The organism is Streptomyces sp. NBC_01237 (assembly GCF_035917275.1).
Lineage (GTDB): Bacteria > Actinomycetota > Actinomycetes > Streptomycetales > Streptomycetaceae > Streptomyces.
Genome location: NZ_CP108509.1, coordinates 932,447 through 953,955, shown reverse-complemented (window position 1 = coordinate 953,955; position 21,509 = coordinate 932,447). Strand labels below are relative to the sequence as shown.

Here is a 21,509-nt window from a genome sequence, read left to right as displayed (position 1 = left end):
CCGCCCGGGTAGGACGTCCGGTTCAATGGTTCACGTGAGGGTTCGCGTTCTGCGGAATTCTCATTTCTCGGGGGCGCGTGAGGATTGAAGCCGCCGAAAAGGGAAAAGAATGAACCGAGCCCACGGGGGCGGCGTCCACGTGTCGCCACGCGGGGTTTGACCTGCAAGGGTGCAGGTCATGGCCCCGCGACCGCATCGCTACGGAGGTGTTGCGGATGGACGAATATGAACAGCAGATCGACGGTGGGGCGTATCCGGGCACAAATTCCGGACGGCGGGGAATTCTCTCCGAATTAACCTGGGGTGCTGTCCTCCGCAGGATTTCCTATCCGTTGCTCCTCGGGGCCACCGTTGTGGTAGGTGGGGCTTCCCTGCTGCTGCGGTGGGACCTGACGCGGGTCAGTCCGCTCTTCCTCATCGGCACCCTCCTCTATCTGGGCGTCCTTGAGAAGCTGATCCCGCACCAACGCGACTGGCATCCCAGCCGGGCCGAATGGCGCTGGTACACGGTCTACTTCCTCCTGACCATGGCCGGCAGCGCCCTGGCCCAACTGCTGGTGACGACCGCGGTCGGGGAGCTCTCCCCGGCCCGTCCGGCGCTCGGTCTGTGGGCCGAGATCCCGCTGGCGCTGGTGACCGGTTCGCTGGCCAGCTACTTCGTGCACCGACTGGGACACACCAACGCCCTGCTGTGGCGGCTGCACGGTGTGCACCACGTCCCGCAGAAGGTCAACGTCGCCAACAACGGCGTCAACCACGTCCTCGACATCCTCCTCTCGCAGGGAGTCATCCAGCTCGCGCTGGCGCTGATCGGTTTCTCCCGTGAGTCGGTGTTCGTCGTGGGGCTGTTCGTGGCCGCACAGGGCTACTTCGTCCACGCCAACATCGATGTGCGCATCGGCCGGCTCAACCACGTCCTGGCAAGCCCTGAGCAGCACCGCCTGCATCACAGCACCGATCTGTCCGAGGCCGGCCACTACGGCTCCGACCTGTCGTGCTGGGACCACCTCTTCGGGAGCTTCACCTGGCGGCCCGGTCGCGAGCCGGCCGCGGTCGGACTCGGCGATCCCGCCTCGTTCCCCGCCACCGGTGAGATTCTCGCCAGTCTTCTCCACCCCTGGCGCCGTGCGAAGAAGCCCGGGAGCGGACCCGCCTGACCGGGCCCTTCGGGCCCCACACCGTCAACTGCACCACTGCCGCGAGGCAGTGTCACGACTTGAGGAGTGTGCGAACTTGGCTGACGCGATCAACGACGCTTTACGGGGTAAAGTCGCGATCATCGGCATGGGCTGCCGTATGCCCGGCGGGGCGTCGGACCATCGGGCGTTCTGGCAGAACCTGGTGGAGGGCAAGGACTGCATCACGCCCACCCCGGCCGACCGGTACGACGTGACCACACTCGGCAGCGGACACAAGGACAAGCCCGGACGCCTGACAGGTGGCCGGGGCGGCTACATCGACGGCTTCGACGAATTCGATCCGGCCTTCTTCGGCATCAGCCCGCGCGAGGCCGACCACATGGACCCGCAGCAGCGCAAACTGCTGGAGGTGGCCTGGGAGACGCTGGAGGACGGTGGCCAGCGGCCCGCCGAACTCGCCGGGAGCAACACGGCGGTCTTCGTCGGGGCGTTCACGCTGGACTACAAGATCCTGCAGTTCTCCGATCTGAGCTTCGAGACGCTGGCCGCGCACACCGCGACCGGCACCATGATGACGATGGTGTCGAACCGCATCTCGTACTGCTTCGACTTCCGCGGCCCCAGCCTCTCCATCGACACCGCGTGCAGCTCGTCCCTGGTGGCCGTGCACCTCGCGTGCCAGAGCCTGAACAAGGGCGAGACCGATCTCGCGCTCGCGGGCGGCGTACTGCTGCACATGGCACCGCAGTACACGATCGCGGAGACGAAGGGCGGCTTCCTCTCGCCGGACGGTCGCTCCCGTACGTTCGACGCGTCGGCCAACGGCTATGTACGGGCCGAGGGAGTCGGCCTGGTGGCGCTCAAACGGCTCGGGGACGCGCTCGACGACGGGGACCCGATCCACGCCGTGATCCTCGGCAGCGGGGTCAACCAGGACGGCCACACCAACGGCATCACCGTGCCGAACGCACAGTCCCAGGTCTCTCTCATCCAGCGTGTCTGCGCCGAGTCGGGCATCACCCCCGGCGAGCTGCAGTACATGGAGGCGCACGGCACCTCGACGCCGGTCGGCGACCCGATCGAGGCCAACGCCCTGGCCCGCGCCCTGGCCATCGGACGCAGCCCCGGAGCCGCGTGCTACGTCGGCTCCGTCAAGACCAACATCGGGCACACCGAGTCGGCCGCCGGCATCGCCGGGCTGATCAAGACCACCCTGTCCCTGAAACACCGCACGATCCCGCCCCACATCAACCTGGAGCGGATCAACCCGGCCATCGACCTCGCCGCCGCGCCGTACGACATCCCCACCCGGCTGACCGAATGGCCCGAGCACGAGGGGCCCGCACGGGCCGGAGTGAACTCGTTCGGCTTCGGCGGCACCAACGCCCATGTCGTCCTGGAGGAAGCACCTCCGCGCCCGGCACCGGCCGCCCCGCCCACGCACCGGGCGGAACGGGCCTGGAGCATCCTCCCGCTGACCGCACGTCATCCCGAAGCGCTGGCGGACGTGGCGGCGGGCATCCGGCGTGAGCTCGACGGGAGCAACGGCCGGGCCGTCCCGCTGGCCGACCTCGGCCACACGCTCGCGCACCGTCGCAGTCACCTCGAGTCACGGCTGTCCGTCGTCTACTCCTCGCGCGCCTCCCTGGACGAGGCGCTGGCCGCGTACCTGCGGGACGAGCCGCACCCCCGCGTGCTCCAGGGACGTCGGCTGGACCCCTCGGAACGGCGGCTGGTCTGGGTCTTCACCGGCATGGGCCCCCAGTGGTGGGGCATGGGCCGAGGACTGTTCGCGAGCGAACCGGTGTTCCGCGACGTGGTCACCGCCTGCGACCGGGAGATCCGCAGGATCGCCGGCTGGTCGCTGATCGAGGAGATGACCGCCGACGAGGAACACTCGCGCATGGGGGAGACCTGGCTGGCGCAGCCGGCCAACTTCGCCGTGCAGATCGGTCTCGCCGCCCTGTGGCGGGCCCATGGCGTGCGGCCGGACGCCGTCGTCGGGCACAGCACCGGGGAGATCGCCGCCTTCTACGAGGCCGGCGTCTACTCCCTGGAGGACGCGGTCGGCATCGCCGTGCACCGCAGCCGCCTGCAGCACACGCTCGACGGTACGGGCACGATGCTCGCCGTGAGCCTGCCCGAGGACGAGGCGGAGCGCCGCGTCCTCCCCTACCGGGACCAGGTGTCCGTGGCCGCCGTCAACAGCCCCACCGCGGTGACCCTGGCGGGCGATGAGGCGGCGCTGACCCTGCTGGCGGACGAGCTGCGGGCCGAGCAGGTCTTCACCAGGTTCCTGTCGGTGCGCGTGCCGTACCACAGCCCCGGCATGGACCGCATCAAGGACGACCTGCTGACCTCGCTGCGGGACCTCGCGCCGCGTCCGGCGCGGGTACCGGTGTATCTCACGGGTCGGGAAGGCATCGCCGAAGGCGTCGAACTGGACGCGGAGTACTGGTGGAAGAACGTCCGTGACCGGGTGCGGTTCCGTGCGGCGGTCGACCGGCTCGCCGACGACGGCCACAGCCTGTTCCTGGAGATCGGCCCGCATCCGGTGCTCGCCCACGCGATCCGCGAATGCCTGGACAGCAGGGACCGGCCCGGCACGGCGGTACCGTCGCTGCGCCGCAAGGAGAACGAACCCGAGCGCTTCGCCGCCTCGCTGGCGACGCTGCACAACGCGGGCGTCGGCGTCGCGTGGGACGTGCTCCAGCCCACCGGGGAGCCCGTCGCGCTGCCCCGCTACCCCTGGAAGCGCGACCGTCACTGGACGGAGCCCGAACCGGTCGCACAGGTCCGTCTCGGACGTGTCGACCACCCATTGCTGGGCCGCCGCACGGACCACGCCGAACCCGCCTGGCAGGTCCGGCTCGGCACCGAGGCGATGCCGTATCTGGCCGACCACCGGATCCAGGACACCGTGGTCTTCCCGGCGGCGGGCTATCTGGAGATGGCGACGCAGGCCGTGCGGGCGCTCACCGGCGGCGACACGGCCGTCCTGGCCGACATCGATCTCCGCAAGGCGCTCTTCCTGCCCGACGGCGAGGACCGGACGGTGCACCTGTCCCTGTCCCTGGAGAACGCGGCCTTCACCATCGCGTCCGTACCCGACCCGGACGCGGAGCGGACCGTACACGCGAGCGGTGTGGTCCGTGCCGGGCAGCGCCGTACACCCGGCCCGGCGCTGGACGCCGAGGCGATCAGGGCCCGCAGCCGACGCCGGCTCGACGGCCCGGAGTGCTACGCCGCGCTCGCCGCCCTCGGCTACCACTACGGCCCGGCGTTCCAGGCCATCGAAGAGGTGTGGATCGGCTCCGGCGAAGTCCTCGCACGCATCCGTCCCCCGGAGGCGATCGGTGACGACGCGGCCCGCCACCACATCCACCCCGTACTGCTCGACGCCTGCTTCCAGTCCCTGCTGACGCCGCAGATCCTCACGGACCGCGAGCAGCCGCGGAGCACCGGCATCCGGCTCCCGCTGAGCCTCGACGAGCTGAGCCTCGACCCGGTGGGCGACCAGCCGCTGTGGGCGCACGGCACCGTGTCCGGCGACGACGGGAACGAACTCGTCGGCGACATCACGCTGTACGCACAGGACGGCACCGCACTCGGCCGCATCCGGGGCTTCCGCGCGGCCGACGTGGAGAAGGCGTCGACAGCCGTCGCCCGGAGCACCATCGACTCCTGGCTGGCCGAGACCACCTGGATCGACCGGCCGTGGGAGGAGGCCGGCCCCCAGGACGGGGGAGAGCGGCAGGAGGCCCACGCCACCGGCGACGGGCACGACTGGCTGGTTCTCGCCGATACGGGCGGCGTCGGCGACGCGTTCGCCGCGCTGGTGACCGCACGCGGTGAACGCTGCCGCACCGTACGCCCGGGACCCGCATACGGGCGGGGCGGGGACGGCCGGGAGTTCACCGTCGAACCCGGATCCGCCACCCACCTGGAACAGCTCTTCGCCGACCTGGAACAGGACGGCGTCCCCTTCCGCGGCAACGTCGTCCATCTCTGGAACCTCGATCTGCCGCACATCGCGGAGTGCGGGCGCGCCGGTCTGGCCCGGCACAGCGGCACCGGGACGTACTCCCTCATCGCCCTCGCCAGGACCCTCCTCGCCAGGGGAGAGGGCGGCAGACTGCACATCGTCACCCGCGGCGCGCAGCCCGTCTCACCCGGTGAGCCGGTCGAACCGCTGGGAGCGCCCGCCTGGGGCGTCGGACGCGTGCTGCGCCACCAGGAACTGACGTCCCACCGGGGCAAACTGATCGACCTGGACCCCGCGCGGCCGCAGGACGACGCAGGGCGCCGCGCCGACGCCGACGCGCTGCTGCGCGAGCTCCTGACCGACGACGAGGAGGAGATCGGACTGCGCGGCGACCGCCGCGCGACGAGCCGCATCCGTACGGCCGAGGGGCTGACCCGCCCCTTGCCGCTGCGCCTGCGCGCCGACGGAAGCTACCTGGTCACCGGTGCGTTCGGCGCTCTCGGCAGGCTGCTGTGCCGCACGCTCGTCAAGCGGGGCGCCCGCAGGCTCATCCTGATGGGCCGCACCGGGGTTCCGGCACGCGAGGAGTGGCGGGCGACCGACCCCGCCGGTCCGCAGGGCCGGGCCGTGGCGCTCCTGAGGGAACTGGAGGCACTGGGCGCGCAGACGATTCTGGCACCCGTCGACATCACCGACGAGCAGGCCCTCACCGCCTGGCTCGACACACACCGGCGCGGTGACCCACCGCCGATCCGAGGGGTGTTCCACCTCGCCGGACAGGTCCGGGACACCCTGATCGCGGACATGGACCGGCCGACGTTCGACGCGGTCCACGACCCCAAGGTCATCGGCTCCTACCTGCTGCACCACCACCTGCGCGACGAACCTCTCGAACACTTCGTCCTGTTCTCCTCGATCGCCTCGCTGCTGACGACGGCGGGCCAGACCAACTACGCCGCGGGCAACGCCTTCCTGGACGCGCTGGCCCACCACCGCAGGGCCCACGGCCTGCCCGCCCTCAGCCTGGACTGGGGCCCCTGGGCCACCGGCATGATCGAGGAACTGGGCCTGGTGGACCACTACCTCAACAGCCGGGGGATGAGCTCGCTGGCACCGGACGTCGGCATGAGCGTCCTGGAACGCGTCATAGGCCAGGACCGTGCCCAGCTGCTCGTCGCCACGGTCGTCGACTGGCAGACCTTCCTCGCCTGGTACGCCGCCCCGCCCCCGCTCGTCGGCGAACTGGCGGCAGCCGCGCGGGAACCGGTCACCGGCGGGGGCGACGGATTCCTCGACGCCTTTCGTGACGCCGGCGAGGACGAACGCCGCGCGCTGGTCACCGCACGGTTCACCGGCCTGTGTGCCACCGTGCTGCGCACGGCGGCCGAGGAGATCGACCCGTCGACCGGACTCGGCATGCTGGGCCTCGACTCCCTGCTGGCGATGGAGCTGCGCGCGAAGGTCCACGCCGAACTGGGGATCGCCCTGCCGGTGGTCGCCCTGCTGAGCGGCACCCCCGTCGGCGAACTGGCCGGGCAGCTGTACGACGGCCTCGTCGAACGGGTGGCGACCGACACCGGCCCCGCCGGCGCGACGAGCATCGAGGTGTTCACCGACGAACGGCGCTACCCCCTCACCCAGAACCAGAAGGCCCTCTGGTTCCTCAAGCAGCTCAACCCCGACGGCTACGCCTACAACATCGGCGGCGCGGTCGAAGTCCGCGTCGAACTCGACCCGGACCTGATGTTCGAGGCCGTACGCAGGCTCATCGCACGGCATCCCGCACTGCGCACCAACTTCTTCCTGGAGGACGGCCGCCCCGTACAGCAGGTGTCCACCGACGTCGACCCGGACCTCGCCCTCTTCGACGTCGAGGGCCAGGACTGGGAGACCATCCACCGGACGATCGTGGCCGAATACCGCAAACCGTACGACCTCGAACGTGATCCGCTCGTCCGCTTCCGCCTCTTCAGGCGGGAGACGAACCGCTGGATCATCATGAAGGCCGTCCACCACATCGTCTCGGACGCGATCTCGACGTTCACGTTCATCGAGGAACTGTTCGCCGTGTACGAGGCGTTGAAGAAGGGGCAGGAGCACGCGCTGCCGCCGGTGCGGACCCGCTACCTCGACTTCCTCAACAAGCAGAACGAATTCCTGGCCGGCCGGGAGGCCGGGGGAATGCTCGACTACTGGCGCTCCCACCTGCCCGCCGAGGTCCCGCTGCTGGACCTGCCGGTCGACAGGCCGCGCCCGGCCGTGCAGACGCACAACGGCGCCTCGGAGTTCTTCACGCTCGACTCCGAACTCAGCGCCCGCGTCCACGCGCTGGCCCGCGAGCACAACGTGACCCCGTTCATGGTCCTGCTCAGCGCCTACTACATCCTGCTGCACCGCTACTCGGGGCAGGAAGACATCATCGTCGGCAGCCCGGTGACCGGACGCACCGAGCAGGACTTCGCCCCCGTGTACGGGTACTTCGTCAACCCGCTCCCGCTGCACGCCGATCTCTCCGGCGCCCCCACTGTCGGAGATCTGCTGGAACAGGTCCGCACCGCCGTGCTGAACGGGCTGGACAACCAGGAGTACCCCTTCGTCCTGCTGGTCGAGGAGCTGGGCCTCCAGCACGACCCCAGCCGCTCCGCGGTGTTCCAGGCGATGTTCATCCTGCTCACCCACAAGGTGGCCACCGAGAAGTACGGATACCGCCTGGAGTACATCGAACTGCCCGAGGAGGAAGGCCAGTTCGACATCACGCTGTCGGCGTACGAGGACGAGGCGGAGGGCCGGTTCCACTGCGTCTTCAAGTACAACACCGACCTGTTCCTGCCGCAGACCATGCGACGGATGGCCGCGCACTACATCAATCTGCTCGACAGCATGACCCGGGCGCCGTCCGCCCGGCCCACGCCGCAGCTGACGATGCTCGGCGCCAAGGAACGCGAACAGCTGGTCGGCGAGTGGAGCGGGGCCGCCCGGCTCGCCCTGCCCCCGGGCCGTACGGACGGGGAATCCGCTCCCGTCCGGCCGGTGCACCTGCTGATCAGCGACGTCGCCGCCGCGCATCCCGGTGCCACAGCCGTCTCGGTGCCCTCCCCACAGGGCGCCGCGACCCGGGTGACGTACGCACAACTCGACCGCCGGGCCACGGCCAGGGCCCGCCGGCTGCGTGAACTGGGAGTCACCGCGGGCTCGGTGGTCGCCCTCTGCCTGGACAAGTCTCCGGAGCTGATCGTCACCCTGCTCGCCGTCCTCAAGGCCGGCGGCGCCTATCTGCCGATCCAGCCCGACCAGCCCGCCGAGCGCGTCGCCCACATCCTGCGTACCGCCGACGCCGGACTCGTCGTCATCGCCGACGACGGCCGCCGGGAGTGGGCGGCGGGTCTGCCGGCCGCGACGGTGACCCTGGAGGAGCTGCGCGCGACCGAGACGGACGGGCCCGCCCCGCCGGGGACCGACGACCTGGACGCCCCCGCCTACATCATCAACACCTCGGGCTCCACCGGCCGCCCCAAGGCCGTACAGGTCAGCCATCGCAGCCTCGCCTCGGCGTACGACGCATGGCGCGTGGAGTACCGGCTGGAGCAGGACGTACGCGTCCACCTCCAGATGGCCGGGCCGTCCTTCGACGTGTTCACCGGCGACCTGGTGCGCGCCCTGTGTTCCGGCGGCAGCCTGGTGCTGGCCGACCGCGACCTCATCCTCGACACACCGCGCCTCTACCGCACGATGCGGTCCGAGCGCGTCGACTGCGCCGAGTTCGTCCCGGCCATCGTGCGGGGACTGATGGACCACTGCTCCCGCGAAGGGAAGCGGCTGGACTTCATGCGGCTCCTGGTGGTCGGCTCGGACGCCTGGAAAGTCGCCGAGTACCGGCGGCTGGGCGACCTGTGCGGTCCCGGCACCCGACTGATCAACTCCTACGGCCTCACCGAGGCGACCATCGACAGCGCTTGCTTCGAAGGCCCCGTGGACGACCTGGAACCCGGCCTGATGGTCCCGATCGGCCGGCCCCTGTCCAACAGCACGCTCCATGTCCTCGACGAACACGGCGAACCGGTCCCGCCCGGCGTCCCCGGCGAACTGTGGATCGGCGGCGAAGGCATCGCCATCGGATACGCCGGTGACCCGGAGCAGACCGCCCGGCGCTTCGTGACCCGTACCCTCAGCCACGAGCCGGACGCCGCTCCCGTACGCCTCTACCGGACCGGTGACATCGCACGCTGGGACGCGCAGGGCCGCGTGCACCTGCTCGGAAGGATGGACAACCAGGTCAAACTGCGCGGCCACCGCATCGAGATCGGAGAGATCGAGGCGCATCTGGCCAGCATGCCCGGCCTGGCCCGAGCGGTCGTCGCCGTCCGTCCCGACAGCCGGGGGGACGACACGCTGTGCGCCTACTGCGTCGCGGAGCCCGGCGCGGTGCTGGAGCGGCGCACCCTGCGCCGCCATCTCGCCACGGCGCTGCCGACGTACATGATCCCGTCCAGCTTCACCGAACTGACCGACCTCCCCCTCACCCCCCACGGCAAGGTCGACACAGCCGCACTGCCCGTACCGCGGGCCGGGGAGCGGGAGCGGCCCCACGAAGCGCCGGTCACCCTCTACGAGACCAGCATGGCCCGGCAGTGGGAATCGCTGCTCGGCCTCGAACAGGCCGGCCTGGAGGACGACTTCTTCGAGTCGGGCGGAAGCTCGATCAAGCTGATCGAACTGCTCCACCACCTGCGGACGGAGTTCGGCATCAGCATCCCCGTGAGCCGGCTCTACCAGGCCACGACGCTGCACGGGATGGCCGCGACCGTGGAGGAACTCATCCACAGCACGACGGCCGAGGAACTTCCCTTTCTGACCTTCAACACCGGGGCCGGACCGACCGTCTTCTGCTTCCCTCCGGCCGGCGGCCACGGCCTCGTCTACCGCGGCCTCTCGGCAGAGCTCCCGCAGTACCGGATCATCGCCTTCAACTACGTACCGGGCGACGACAAGGTGGCACGCTACGCGGATCTCATCGAGTCCGCCCAGCCCGAAGGCCCCTGCCACCTGCTCGGCTACTCCCTCGGCGGCAACCTCGCGTTCGAGGTCGCCAAGGAGATGGAACGCCGAGGACGCCAGGTCGACCATGTCGTCGTGCTGGACTCGCGCCGCATTCTGCAGAGTTACGTTCCGGGCGACGAGGGGATCAAGACCTTCGAGGCGGAGCTCGGCAGGCATCTGCGCAAGCACACCGGATCGGAGATCGTCGCCCGCGCCACACTCGAACACGCCGCCGAGTACCTCGCCTTCTGCGGCCGCACCCCCAACACCGGAACGGTCGCGGCATCGGTCAGCATCGTGACGGACGAGGACAAGACCGAGCTCTACGCGGAAGGCGCCCGGGGCACCTGGCACGGCAGCTCCACCACCGGTACGACCGTGCTCCGCGGCTCCGGGACCCACGCGGACATGCTCGACGCCAAACACCTCACCCGCAACGCCGACCTGGTACGCGCCATCCTGACGGGGGGCGCGGACCATGCCGGATGACCACGAGCCCGACTGGAGCACCCGAAAGCGGGCGGCCGGCAGCAAGCCCCGCGTCATCGTCATCGGCGCGGGTGTCGCCGGACTGTCCACCGGCTGCTACGCGCAGATGAGCGGAGTGCGGACCCGCATCTTCGAGAAACACGTACTGCCCGGCGGCTGCTGCACGGCCTGGGCGCGCGACGGCTACATCTTCGACTACTGCATCGAATGGCTGATCGGTACGGCCGACGGGAACGACGCGAACCGGGTATGGCGTGAACTGGGCGCGCTCGACGGCAAGACGATCACCAATTTCGAGCTGTTCAACAAGGTCGTCGACGAGAACGGCCGCTCGGTGACGTTCTACAACGACCCGGCCCGGCTGGAACGCCATCTGACCGGGGTCTCGCCGGCCGACGCACGGCTGATCCGCTCCTTCTGCCGGGATCTGCGGCGATTCACCGACATCGAGCTCTACCCGTTCCTGACCGCACCCGCCCTGCGGACCGTACGGGAGAAGGCCGCGACGCTGCGCACCGTGCTGCCGGCGTTCCGGCTCTTCTGGCGCACCGCCGCCACCCCGATGCACACCTTCGCCGACCGCTTCGAGGACCCACTGCTGCGCAGAGCGTTCCGGAACATCTTCTTCCAGGACCCGGAGGGCTTCCCGCTGCTGCCGTACCTGTTCAACATGGCCAGCGCGTACCACCACAACGCGGGCTTCCCGCAGGGCGGTTCCCTCGGACTCGCACGGTCCATCGAGGAACGCTACACCGGGCTCGGCGGCACGATCACCTACCGGGCCCGGACCGAGCGGGTACTGGTCGAGGACGGCCGGGCCATCGGCATCCAACTGCGCAACGGCAGGAAGTACTACGCCGACCATGTCGTGTCGGCCTGCGACGGCCACACCACGATCTACGGGCTGCTGGGCGGGCAGTACACCGGCCCACGGATCGACAAGCTCTACAACGACCTGCTGAACCGCCCGGGGACCCTGTTCCCCGCGGTGGTCTCCGCCTTCGTCGGTATCCGGGGCGACTACGCCCCCGACGACGACGCCCACAGCACCACGTACCTGCTCTCCGACGCGGACGCGGCCGAACTGCCCGGCGCACTCCAGAACAGCCTGGTCGTCCAGTTGCGCTCCCGCTACTCGGAGGGGTTCGCCCCCGAGGGGAAGTCGGTGGTCCACTGCACCTACTTCAGCGACTTCGCCTACTGGAAGGCGCTGCGAGCCAGTGACCGCAAGGAGTACTGGGCGCAGAAGCGCAAGGTCGCCGACTTCGTGCGGCGCTTCCTGGAGCGCCTGCGGCCGGGCACGGCCGAGCGCATCGAACTGGTCGATGTGGCATCACCGGCGACGACCAAGCGGTACACGGGCAATCACAACGGCTCGATCCTGGCCTGGAAGGCGTTCTCCGACGCCGACGACGTGGCGTCCGACCTGGTCGGCAAGGACCGCATGCGGCTGCCCGGCCTGAGCGGCTTCTCCATGGCCGGGCAGTGGGTCGGCATGGGCGGCCTGATCCGCGCCGCGTCCACCGGCCGCTTCGCCACCCAGTACCTGTGCGAGGAGCTGGGCGTCGAATTCACGGCCTGGGAGAGCGAGGGCAAGGAGCCCTGGCACCCCGGCAAGCTCGGACACCTGCCCCAGCTCGACCGGCGCTCCCCCCAGGAGGACGTCGCCCCGTGAAGACTGAGGAGAGCGAGTCCATGGCGCGTTCGCCGCGCGGCAGAGAGACGATGATCATCATCGGCGCGGGGCTCGGTGGGCTCTCCACCGGCTGCTACGCGCAGCTGAACGGCTACCGGACCCAGATCCTGGAGATGCACGAGATCCCCGGCGGCTGCTGCACCGCCTGGGAACGGGGGGACTTCACGCTGGACGCCTGCGTCAGCTGGCTGCTCGGCAGCGGCCCCGGCAACGAGATGCACCAGATCTGGCTGGAGCTCGGCGCGTTGCAGGGCAAGGAGGTACGCCACTTCGACGTCTTCAACATCGTGCGCGGTCAGGACGGCCGGGCGGTGTACTTCTACTCCGACCCGGACCGGCTGCAGGCCCATCTGACCGAGCTGTCACCCGCCGACGCGAAACAGATCAAGGAGTTCTGCAAACAGCTCCGGGCGTTTCGCAAGTGTCTGGCCGTCTACCCCTTCCTCAAGCCGGTCGGACTCATGGGACGGACCGAACGCTGGCGCATGCTGGCCTCGTTCATCCCGTACTTCAACTCCATCCGCAAGTCGATCAGCGTGCTCATGTCCGACTACTCGGCGAGATTCAAGGACCCGCTGCTGCGCCAGGCGTTCAACTTCGTCCTGTACGAGAAACACCCGGCGTTCCCCGTCCTGCCCACCCATTTCCAGCTCGCCTCGCACGCCAATCTGTCCGCGGGCGTGCCCGAGGGCGGCTCGCTCGGACTGGCGGAGTCGATCGAGCAACGCTACCGGCGTCTCGGCGGCGAGGTGACGTACAACGCCAAGGTCGAGGAGGTGCTCGTCGAGCGGGACAGGGCGGTCGGGGTCCGCCTCAGCGACGGGCGCGAGATCCGGGCCGACATCGTGGTCTCCGCCTGCGACGGGCACACCACCATGATGAAGTTCCTGGGCGGGCGCTATCTCAACGACGCCTACCGCCGCCTCTACACCGAGACCATCCACGAACCGGGCATGGTGTTCCCGGGCTACTTCACCCTGTTCCTCGGGCTCAAGCGCACCTTCCCCGAAGCCGACCCGTGCACGACGTATCTGCTGGACGACGCCCAGGCGGCCGAGCTGACCGGCATCCGCCATCCGAGCATCAACGTCCAGTTCCGCAGCAGCCACTACCCGGAACTCTCCCCCGAGGAGACGACCGTCATCTACGCCACGTACTTCAGCGACATCGCCCCCTGGCGCGAACTGGACGAAGGGCCGGAGCAGATCAGCCGCGCCCGCGGCGGCCAGGAACTCCACACGCTGCCCGTGCGGCACGGACGCGGCTACTACGCCGCCAAACGCCGGGCACGCGTGGCGCTCGTGAGATTCCTGGAGGAGCGCTATCCCGGCATCGAGGCCGCGATCGCCGTACGCGACGTGTCGAGCCCGCTCACCCAGGTCCGCTACACGGGCAACCACGACGGGACCGTCCTCGGCTGGCAGCCGTTCGTGGAGAGCGGGGAGACGCTGGAGGAACTGGTCAAGAAACACGGGCCCGGACTGCCGGGGCTGAGCAACTTCTACCAGTCCGGTGTCTGGGCCACGACCGGCGGGCTGATCCGCGCCGCGGCGGCCGGCCGGCACGTCGTGCAGTTCATCTGCCGTGACGACGACAGGACGTTCACCGCCTCCATCGACCGGACAGGGCCGCCGCCGACCCATCTCGTCATTCCGGTCGGGAAGCACGCAGGCATGGGAAGGGAAGCGAAATGAAGATCAAGAAGTGGGTGGTCCGTGAGCACGTCAAGGGTGTTCCCGACACCGACCGGGTCTACGAGAAGGTCGTCGAGGACATCGACGTGGACCTCGCCCCCGACGAGATGCTGCTCAGGACGCTGTACGTCTCGGTGGACCCGTACCTCCAGGGCATCGCCCTGGACACTCCGCTCGGCGGGCACATGGGGGCCGACTCGATCATGGAGGTGCTGGAGGCCGGACCCCTGGCCGCGCACCGGCCCGGCGACCTGGTGCAGGGGTTCGGGGGCTGGCGCTCCCATGTGATCGGCACGGGCGCCGCCACGCTCTGGCAGACCGGCACGTTCCCGATGGTCTTCCCCGCCTACCGCCGCCTGGACCCCGCCTGGTACGACGACGCCCTTCCGCTGCCGACGGCGCTGAGCGCGATGGGCGGCCCCGGTATGACGGCCTGGGGCACGCTGACCAAGTTCATGACGATCCGCCCCGGTGACACCCTCGTGATCAGCGGTGCCTCCGGCTCCGTCGGCGCACTGGTGGGCCAGCTGGCCCGGCGGGCCGGAGCGCGCGTGATCGGTACGACATCGAGCCCCCAGAAGGCCGGGCACCTCACCGGCCTCGGCTTCGACGCCGTCGTCGAGTACCGGCACGGGGACAGCCCCGACAGCATCCGCGACGCGCTCGCGCAGGCGGCCCCGGACGGTGTCGACCGCTACTTCGACAACCTGGGCGGCGCCGTGACCGACGCGGTGTTCTCCATGTTGAACATCAACAGCCAGGTCGCCGTCTGCTGGCAGTGGGCGACCCAGGTGGGCCGGGACGCCGTGGGCCCCCGGCTCCTGCCGTACATCATGTTCCCGCGCACGACGGTACGCGGCATCTTCTCCCTGGAATGGTTCACCGACGAGAACTGGCGGACACTCCACACCGAACTCGGCGGCCAGATCCGCCGGGGCGAGGTCGTCTTCGACCACACCCTCCACAGCGGCTTCGACAACATTCCGGCCGCCTACGGGAGTCTGTATCACGACCGGGCGGCGAACCTCGGAAAGGTCCTGGTCGAGCTGTGACCCGTAAGGGCTGTCCCACGATCCCCGGCGGGCCCGCGACGACGACCACGGCACCTCGCCGCGCTGTCGGAGCACCCGCACACATCCAGTACACGGACGTCCCTCCGCCCTGCGACGCAGCTCGTCCGGCACCGGGCGCCGATGCACCGGGACCGCTGGGACAGCCCTTGCCGCAACGGACGACGACGACACCAGGAGGCACCGTGCCCGCCGCGGACAGCACCACGAAGGCCGGCCCCGACGAGCCGCTGCCCCCGCTCCACCGGCTGGACTTCGCCGAACCCGGCCCACCCCGGACCATGACGCTGCCCGACGGGTCCCCGGGCTGGCTGGTGAGCCGATATCCCGATGTGCGGCAGGTCCTCACCGACACCCGGTTCGGCCGCGCCGAACTGTACGCGGCGGACGGTCCGGCCCTGTCGGAAGCGCCGGGTCTCGTGAACAACCCCGACCTGATCTTCAACCAGGACGGCCTCGACCACCTGCGGCTGCGCCGCACCCTGCGCCGCGCGTTCACACCGAGGGCCGTCGCCCGCTGGCGCCCCTGGATCGCCGCGATCGTGGAACAGCTCCTGGACGAACTGGACCGCGGGCAGCGGCCGGTGGACATCGTCGCCGAATTCGCCCTCCCGCTGCCGGTGGCGGTGATCAGCCGGCTGATGGGGCTCGACGCCTCGGCCTGGGGCCGGCTGCGGCACTGGAGCGAGCACGCCTTCTCGGACGGTTCCCACTCCGCGCCCGAAGTGGCCACCGCGCTGGCCGAGTTCACCGCGTTCGGTGCCGAACTGCTGGCCGAGCGGCGCCTGAAGCCGGGGGACGATCTGGTCAGCAGCCTGGTCGCGGCCGCCGACGAGGAGGGCGAGATCCCCGAGGCCCAGCTGGTCAGCCTGGTCTGCGGACTGGTGGTGGGAGGCCACGACAGCACGATGACCATGCTCGGCAACTCCCTCCTCTACCTGCTCGGTGAACGGCCCGAGTGCTGGCCCCGGCTCGGTACCGACGAGGCGGCGGCGGGGGCGGTGGCCGACCGGCTGCTCCACCTGGTCCCCCTGGGCGACGACCGGGGGAGCGTACGCCGCGCCTCCGCGGCCGTCGACGTGGGCGGCGTGACCATTCCGGAGGGCGCGGTGGTCGTCGCGGACTGCGGCATGGCCAACCGGGACCCGGCGGTCTTCTCGAAGACGCCGCTCGATGACCTGTTCGCTCCGATGGAGGCCCCGACCCTGTCGTTCGGCGCCGGACCGCACTACTGCCTGGGCGCCTGGCTGGCCCGGCTGGAGCTGCAACTGGCCCTGCACCGCCTGGCCGCCGGATTCCCGGGCTTGAGGATCGCGGAGCCGCCGGACAGGGTCGCCTGGCGGCTGGGCTCCACTTCCCGCAGCCCGATGCGGCTCCTGGTGACCTGGTAGGTGTGCGGGCCGCCGCCCTGGCGGGAGGCGGCCCGCACACCCGTGCCTGGGCGCGGGGGAACCGCGCCGTCGACCGGTGGTGGCCGAGAGCGATGAGGCCGACGCATCGGGCGATGGCGAGCCACCCGTTGTGGCGGCTCCACCACCGCACACGCCTCGGAACGACTGACCCGTGCGGGGGCAGACCGCGGCACCGGAGGGCTGCTTCGGAACGGTGGTGGCCGAGCCTCCTCATTCCGGGATGACTCCGGCGTAGCCGGTGAACGGCCTTGGCACCGGCAGCGGCGCTCTGCTCAACCTGGCCCCCAACCGCCCGTTCCGCGCCTGCGCGACCGTGTTACGAGCTCTCGGGGCGCGGCAGTCCTGTCAGCTCCGCTGCCTCGTTCGTCGTTGTCGCCGAACCGAGTTCCTCCGCTACCGCCGGCACCGGGTAGAACCGCCGGGCCCAGCGCCGGAAGGGACCGATCGGCCCGTCGCCCGGGGCGAGCCGGGGAGGCTGCTGGTACTGCTTGTGGTGCCAGATCGGAAAGTCGGCCGCGGTGAACTCGCAACTCGACCGGAAGACGGCGCGGTCCAGCAGCCTGGCGGCGGTTCGGCTCACCACACGGGCGAGAGGGGCCGGCAGCCGGGCCGTCTCGGTGAAGGCGATGCGGTTCTTCTGGCGGAACTGCATCCGGTTGGGGGCGATCGCCGTCGGCATGACCATCGTGCACATCCGCAGCCCGAGCCTGGGCGTGTGCACGTCGGCGTGCAGGCAGCCGAGTCCGTAACCGTCCACTTCCACATCGACGACGAAGTCGCCGAGGAGCGGCGCCGACTCGTGGGCCCGCATGGACACATGGAACGAGGCGTCGTCGTAACTGACAGGACCGCCGATCTCGGCCTTGGCCCAGCCGTGCAGGGTGGCGAAATGCCCGAGGTCCACCGAGTTCTCGATGACTTCCTGGACATTGCCCGCCAGTTCCCAGGCAGCGTTGCGGGCAGGTCGGTGGCCGATCTCGTGCCACTCGGGAATGAACCAGTCCGGCGCCCGGCCGTCGTGGTGCCGCCACACGAAGACGGCACCGTTGACCTCGTGCACGGGCAGCTGCGCCAACGGCGACCTCGGAGGCTTCGTGTCGTACCCCGTCCGCACGCAGGTGCCGTCGGGGCCGAAAGCGAAGAAGTGGAAGGGACATACGAGATCGTCCCCGTCGACCTTCGCCAGACCCAGATGCGCACCGAGATGCGGGCAGTACGGACGGACGGCACGGACAGCCCCCGTACCGAGCCGGTACAGCACCACGTCCTGGCCCGCCAGGGGCCGTGTGAGCACAGCACCGGGGCGCAACTCGTCGGAGAAGGCCAGTGCGGACCAACCGCTCGGATAGGGCAGTGCGAGCGTCCCCGCCGCATCGGCCGGCGTCGGCCCCTCGCTGATGGCGCCGTACTCGCGTGACACTCCCACGAATTCCCCTCCCAGGATTCGGACGCCTGGAGGCTTCCCACACCGCACCGAGATCCTCCCGACGCGCCGTAGATCACCCGAACGGGAAGGCGCGGGAATGGTGTTGACGGCCCGACGGGATCGCCGTTCGGCACGGGGCGACCGTCGTCGTTGCGGCAGTGGACGAACGGCTGTGACCATCGCTCCTCGTGCTCGGCCCCGCGGTCGCAAACGACTGGTCCGCGGGCCGGGGATCTGATGGGGTGGGGGCCGCCTTTCAGGAGGTCTTCCACGTGCATCTGCACGTCTTCCCCCGCTTCGCGGGGGATGGGTTGCGGATCGACGCGAACTGGCGAGTGAGGGAGCGGGACGAACTCGACGCAGGCGCCGCCGCTGTCCGCGCCGGTCTCGCCGAACTCACCGCGGCGCAACACTGACCCGCGCACCCGCCGAGTACCGGGGCGCGGCCCCCGGCCGCCGACTGCCGGGGGCCGCACTCATTCCAGCGCCGGACGGCCCGAAGATGTCACGCTCGCGCGGGCCGGGCATGCTCGGTGCGTCGCTCGGGCGTGGTGACGGGACATTGGTGGGCGTGATCGAACCCCGGGCGCCGAGCGACGGCACCGCACCGGTGTCGCCCGGATCAGCCGGACAGGCTCCTGCCGATCCGTGCAGGCGTCCGTGTCCGACCTCAGCGCCGCGCCAGCGCCAGCACGCTCAGGCCGAACATCAGGACGCCCAGGGGGAGATGGACCGACGGGATGTGCGCGATGCCGACCGCGACCTGGACCGAGGCGAGGACGAGGAAGCCGGACGCGTACCAGATGGGCCGGGGCGAGCCGCCGCCCGGCTTCCACGCCAGCGCCGCCGCGAGCACGTAGAGCATCGACGCCCCGTACATCACGCGGGCTCCGGCACTGTGCAGCGTCTCTCCGTAGGACGAGGTCAGCAGCAGTCCGGCGGAGACCGCTTGAAGGAAGATGGTCAGGGTCTGCAGGATGATCGCGATCTGCAGAAACGAGAAGCGGCGCTGTGCCGTCGCCTGGGTTGCCATGCCGCGGTCCCCTTTTCTGCCCGGAGGCAGTAGATCGATAAGGTCTCACCAGCCCGACGACGCGGGCCTGCGAAAGGTAAGGCGAGGAGGTGATCGGGAGTATGGGGACAGCTGCGGCGGGCGCCGATGGGATAGCCGGTGAGCGGCGCCAACTGATCAATGTCGCCTACCGGTTGCTCGGTTCACTTGCCGAGTCCGAGGACGCCGTGCAGGAGGCGTACGCGCGCTGGTACGCGTTGCCGCGAAGTCGGCAGGACGAGATCGTTTCCCCCGGTGCCTGGCTGACCACGGTGACCGGCCGTATCTGTCTGGACGTGCTCGGCTCGGCGCGGGCCCGGCGTGAACGCTATGTCGGGGCGTGGCTGCCCGATCCGCTGCCCGATCACGCCGAGTGGGAGCACGGCCATGGCACCGATCCCGCCGACCAGTTGGTCCTGGACGAATCGGTGACCATGGCCTTCCTCGTCGTCCTGGAGTCGATGACACCCGCCGAGCGGGTGGCGTTCGTCCTGCACGACGTCTTCCGGTACCCGTTCGCCGAGATCGCCGATGTCCTCGGCCGGACCTCTGCGGCCTGCAAGCAGCTCGCGGCCTCCGCCCGGCGCCGGGTACGTGTCGAGCGAACCCCGGCGACGGCGGCCGGGCAGGCCGACACGGTGCGGCAGGTCAAAGAGGCATGGGAGACCAAGGACATCGCGGCCCTCGTCGACCTCCTCGACCCGGCCGCCGTGATGACCGCCGACGGCGGTGGCATGGTCGGTACCGTCCTACGCCCGGTCGAAGGCGGTGCGCGCATCGCCCGGTACATGGTGGCCATCGCCGACAAGGCTCCGGGGCTCGAACTGCTGGAGCGGTCGGTCAACGGTGTGCCGGGCTTGGTGGCCCGGCGGGCCGGAGCCGTCATGACCGTGGCCTCGTTCGAGGTCGCCGACGGCCGCGTCACCCGGATCTGGGCGGTCCGCAATCCGGAGAAGCTGGGGCCGTGGTGCGGGACCGGCGCGTGCACCGAAAGTGGATCCTGAGCGATGAACGATGAGGCGGCCGTCCTCGTCGCCACCCTCGGCGAGTGGCTGTGACCGTCGTTCTTCCTGCCGGAGAAGTCAGGCCCCGGCGAGCCGGTTACTGCGGTCGATCTCCGGCATGTGTGTCTCGGCCCAGACCCGCAGGGCGGAGAGCGGCCCTTCGAGGGACAGGCCGAGCTCGGTGAGCCGGTAGTGGACGGCGGGCGGCACTGTGGGTTCCACGCGGCGCGCGACCAGGCCGTCACGGACCAGACTCTGCAGCGTGACAGAGAGCATCTTCTGTGAGATGCCCGGAATGCGACGCCGGAGTTCCGCGAACCGGAGTTCGCTGGGATCCGCCTCGGCCAACACCTTGACCACCATCGACGTCCACTTGGTGCCGATACGGTCGAGCAACCGGCGGGTCGGGCAGTCCGGGTTCAGCAGATCACCGCGCTCACCCGGCCGCCGGCCGGGTTCGCCGGGCATGGACGTGGTCACCCGGGGCTCACCACCTGAGGGGAAAGTGCCGTCTTGGAAGGACCAGGCTAGTTCCCTAGCGTGACCTTGTCACCAGCCCTCACCACCTCTCACCAGCCCTGGAGTCCCTCCGTGCCCGAACTGCGACGTGTTGCTGTCAATGGTGTCGAACTCAATGTCGCCCTCGCCGGATCCGGCCCCGCCGTCTTGCTGCTGCACGGCTTTCCGCACACCTGGGAGCTATGGACGGACATCATGGCCGACCTGGCCGACCGCCACCGCGTCATCGCCCCGGACCTGCGCGGATTCGGCGCGAGCAGCCCGGCCGCCTCCGGGTATGACGCCGGCACCCTGGCCGAGGATGCCGCAGCGCTTCTCACCGAACTCGGCGTGTCTTCGGCCGCCGTAGTGGGTATCGACGCGGGTACCCCGGCGGCCTTCCTCCTCGCCCTGCGCCACCCCGGTCTCGTCCGGCGCCTGGTCCTCATGGAGTCCGTGCTGGGCGGGCTGCCGGGCGCCGAGGACTTCCTCGCCGGCGGGCCGCCGTGGTGGTTCGGCTTCCATACCGCCGAGCCCGGCCTCGCCGAGACCGTGCTGGAGGGCCACGAGGCCGCGTACATCGACTGGTTCCTGCACACCGGCACACTCGGCGACGGAGTGCCCCCGGCCATCCGGGACGCCTTCGTCCACGCGTACACGGGCAGCCCCGCATTGAGCCGCGCGTTCTCCTACTACCGGGCTCTGCCCGAAAGCGCACTGCAGATCTCGCAGGCCGTCACCACCGCCCGCCTGACGGTGCCGACAATGACGCTGGGCGCACACCCTGTGGGCGCCGCGCTGGAACGCCAACTCCGCCCCCTCGCCGACGACCTCACCGGACACGTCATCGACGACTGTGGCCACATCATTCCTCTGCACCGGCCCCGCGCCCTGCTCACGCTGTTGAATCCGTTCCTGGCCGGTGAGGACGCGGTCGCAGCGTGACCGAAAGAGACGGCGTCGGACGGGGGACTCCGCCACGCCGCCACGGCGAGCGGCAGTCCGGGC

The 21,509-nt window shown here is 70.1% G+C and carries 11 protein-coding genes and 1 pseudogene; 9 read left to right on the top strand and 3 right to left on the bottom strand.

Features of this window, described 5'->3' with window-relative positions; all coding sequences use genetic code 11:
* The first annotated feature begins 215 nt into the window (after nucleotides 1-215).
* The 6 genes from OG251_RS40465 (at nucleotide 216) to OG251_RS40440 (ending at nucleotide 16,501) form a co-directional block, all read left to right on the top strand.
* The gene (locus tag OG251_RS40465) at nucleotides 216-1,157 is read left to right on the top strand and encodes a sterol desaturase family protein (protein ID WP_326682258.1); all 942 of its coding nucleotides are present in this window, start codon (nucleotides 216-218) and stop codon (nucleotides 1,155-1,157) included.
* A gap of 76 nt (nucleotides 1,158-1,233) precedes the next feature.
* Nucleotides 1,234-10,650, top strand: a complete 9,417-nt coding sequence (locus OG251_RS40460) for a non-ribosomal peptide synthetase/type I polyketide synthase (RefSeq protein WP_326682257.1) — start codon at nucleotides 1,234-1,236, stop codon at nucleotides 10,648-10,650.
* On the top strand, nucleotides 10,640-12,325 hold the full coding sequence (locus tag OG251_RS40455; RefSeq protein WP_326682256.1) for a phytoene desaturase family protein: 1,686 nt from the start codon (nucleotides 10,640-10,642) through the stop codon (nucleotides 12,323-12,325). Before OG251_RS40460 ends, OG251_RS40455 begins: the two co-directional genes overlap by 11 nt.
* Nucleotides 12,326-12,375: 50 nt before the next feature.
* Nucleotides 12,376-14,040: a phytoene desaturase family protein gene (locus OG251_RS40450; RefSeq protein ID WP_326682777.1), complete on the top strand. Its 1,665-nt coding sequence runs from the start codon at nucleotides 12,376-12,378 to the stop codon at nucleotides 14,038-14,040.
* Entirely contained in the window at nucleotides 14,037-15,092 is a 1,056-nt protein-coding gene (locus tag OG251_RS40445) for an MDR family NADP-dependent oxidoreductase (RefSeq protein WP_326682254.1), read from the top strand. The genes OG251_RS40450 and OG251_RS40445 overlap by 4 nt, the downstream gene beginning before the upstream one ends.
* Before the next feature lie 203 nt (nucleotides 15,093-15,295).
* Nucleotides 15,296-16,501, top strand: coding sequence for a cytochrome P450 (locus OG251_RS40440; RefSeq protein WP_326682253.1), 1,206 nt, complete (start codon nucleotides 15,296-15,298; stop codon nucleotides 16,499-16,501).
* 337 nt (nucleotides 16,502-16,838) lie between these two features.
* Here OG251_RS40440 and OG251_RS40435 read toward each other — a convergent pair whose 3' ends face one another.
* Complete coding sequence (locus OG251_RS40435; RefSeq protein WP_326682252.1) at nucleotides 16,839-17,948, bottom strand: Rieske 2Fe-2S domain-containing protein; 1,110 nt, start codon at nucleotides 17,946-17,948, stop codon at nucleotides 16,839-16,841.
* A gap of 248 nt (nucleotides 17,949-18,196) precedes the next feature.
* Between OG251_RS40435 and OG251_RS40430 the strand changes: the two are divergent.
* Nucleotides 18,197-18,364: pseudogene (locus OG251_RS40430) on the top strand (HIT family protein); the annotation flags it as partial.
* 254 nt (nucleotides 18,365-18,618) lie between these two features.
* On the opposite strand, the gene OG251_RS40425 reads toward OG251_RS40430, so the two are convergent.
* Nucleotides 18,619-18,981 carry a hypothetical protein gene (locus OG251_RS40425; protein ID WP_326682251.1) on the bottom strand — a complete coding sequence of 121 codons (363 nt, stop codon included), beginning with the start codon at nucleotides 18,979-18,981 and terminating at the stop codon, nucleotides 18,619-18,621.
* Nucleotides 18,982-19,082: 101 nt separating this feature from the next.
* Between OG251_RS40425 and sigJ the strand changes: the two genes are divergently transcribed.
* Nucleotides 19,083-20,003, top strand: a complete 921-nt coding sequence (gene sigJ, locus OG251_RS40420) for an RNA polymerase sigma factor SigJ (protein ID WP_326682250.1) — start codon at nucleotides 19,083-19,085, stop codon at nucleotides 20,001-20,003.
* Nucleotides 20,004-20,081: 78 nt separating this feature from the next.
* Here sigJ and OG251_RS40415 read toward each other — a convergent pair whose 3' ends face one another.
* Entirely contained in the window at nucleotides 20,082-20,471 is a 390-nt protein-coding gene (locus OG251_RS40415) for a winged helix-turn-helix transcriptional regulator (protein ID WP_326682776.1), read from the bottom strand.
* A 123-nt stretch (nucleotides 20,472-20,594) separates the two neighbouring features.
* Here OG251_RS40415 and OG251_RS40410 point away from each other — a divergent pair, with 123 nt between their 5' ends.
* Nucleotides 20,595-21,446: an alpha/beta fold hydrolase gene (locus tag OG251_RS40410; protein WP_326682249.1), complete on the top strand. Its 852-nt coding sequence runs from the start codon at nucleotides 20,595-20,597 to the stop codon at nucleotides 21,444-21,446.
* Nucleotides 21,447-21,509 lie beyond the last annotated feature (63 nt).

Coding starts and splice junctions, on each gene's coding strand:
- OG251_RS40465 (WP_326682258.1), top strand. CDS start 216: ATGGACGAATATGAACAGCAGATCGACGGTGGGGCGTATCCGGGCACA.
- OG251_RS40455 (WP_326682256.1), top strand. CDS start 10,640: ATGCCGGATGACCACGAGCCCGACTGGAGCACCCGAAAGCGGGCGGCC.
- OG251_RS40450 (WP_326682777.1), top strand. CDS start 12,376: ATGATCATCATCGGCGCGGGGCTCGGTGGGCTCTCCACCGGCTGCTAC.
- OG251_RS40445 (WP_326682254.1), top strand. CDS start 14,037: ATGAAGATCAAGAAGTGGGTGGTCCGTGAGCACGTCAAGGGTGTTCCC.
- OG251_RS40425 (WP_326682251.1), bottom strand. CDS start 18,981: ATGGCAACCCAGGCGACGGCACAGCGCCGCTTCTCGTTTCTGCAGATC.
- sigJ (WP_326682250.1), top strand. CDS start 19,083: ATGGGGACAGCTGCGGCGGGCGCCGATGGGATAGCCGGTGAGCGGCGC.
- OG251_RS40415 (WP_326682776.1), bottom strand. CDS start 20,471: ATGCCCGGCGAACCCGGCCGGCGGCCGGGTGAGCGCGGTGATCTGCTG.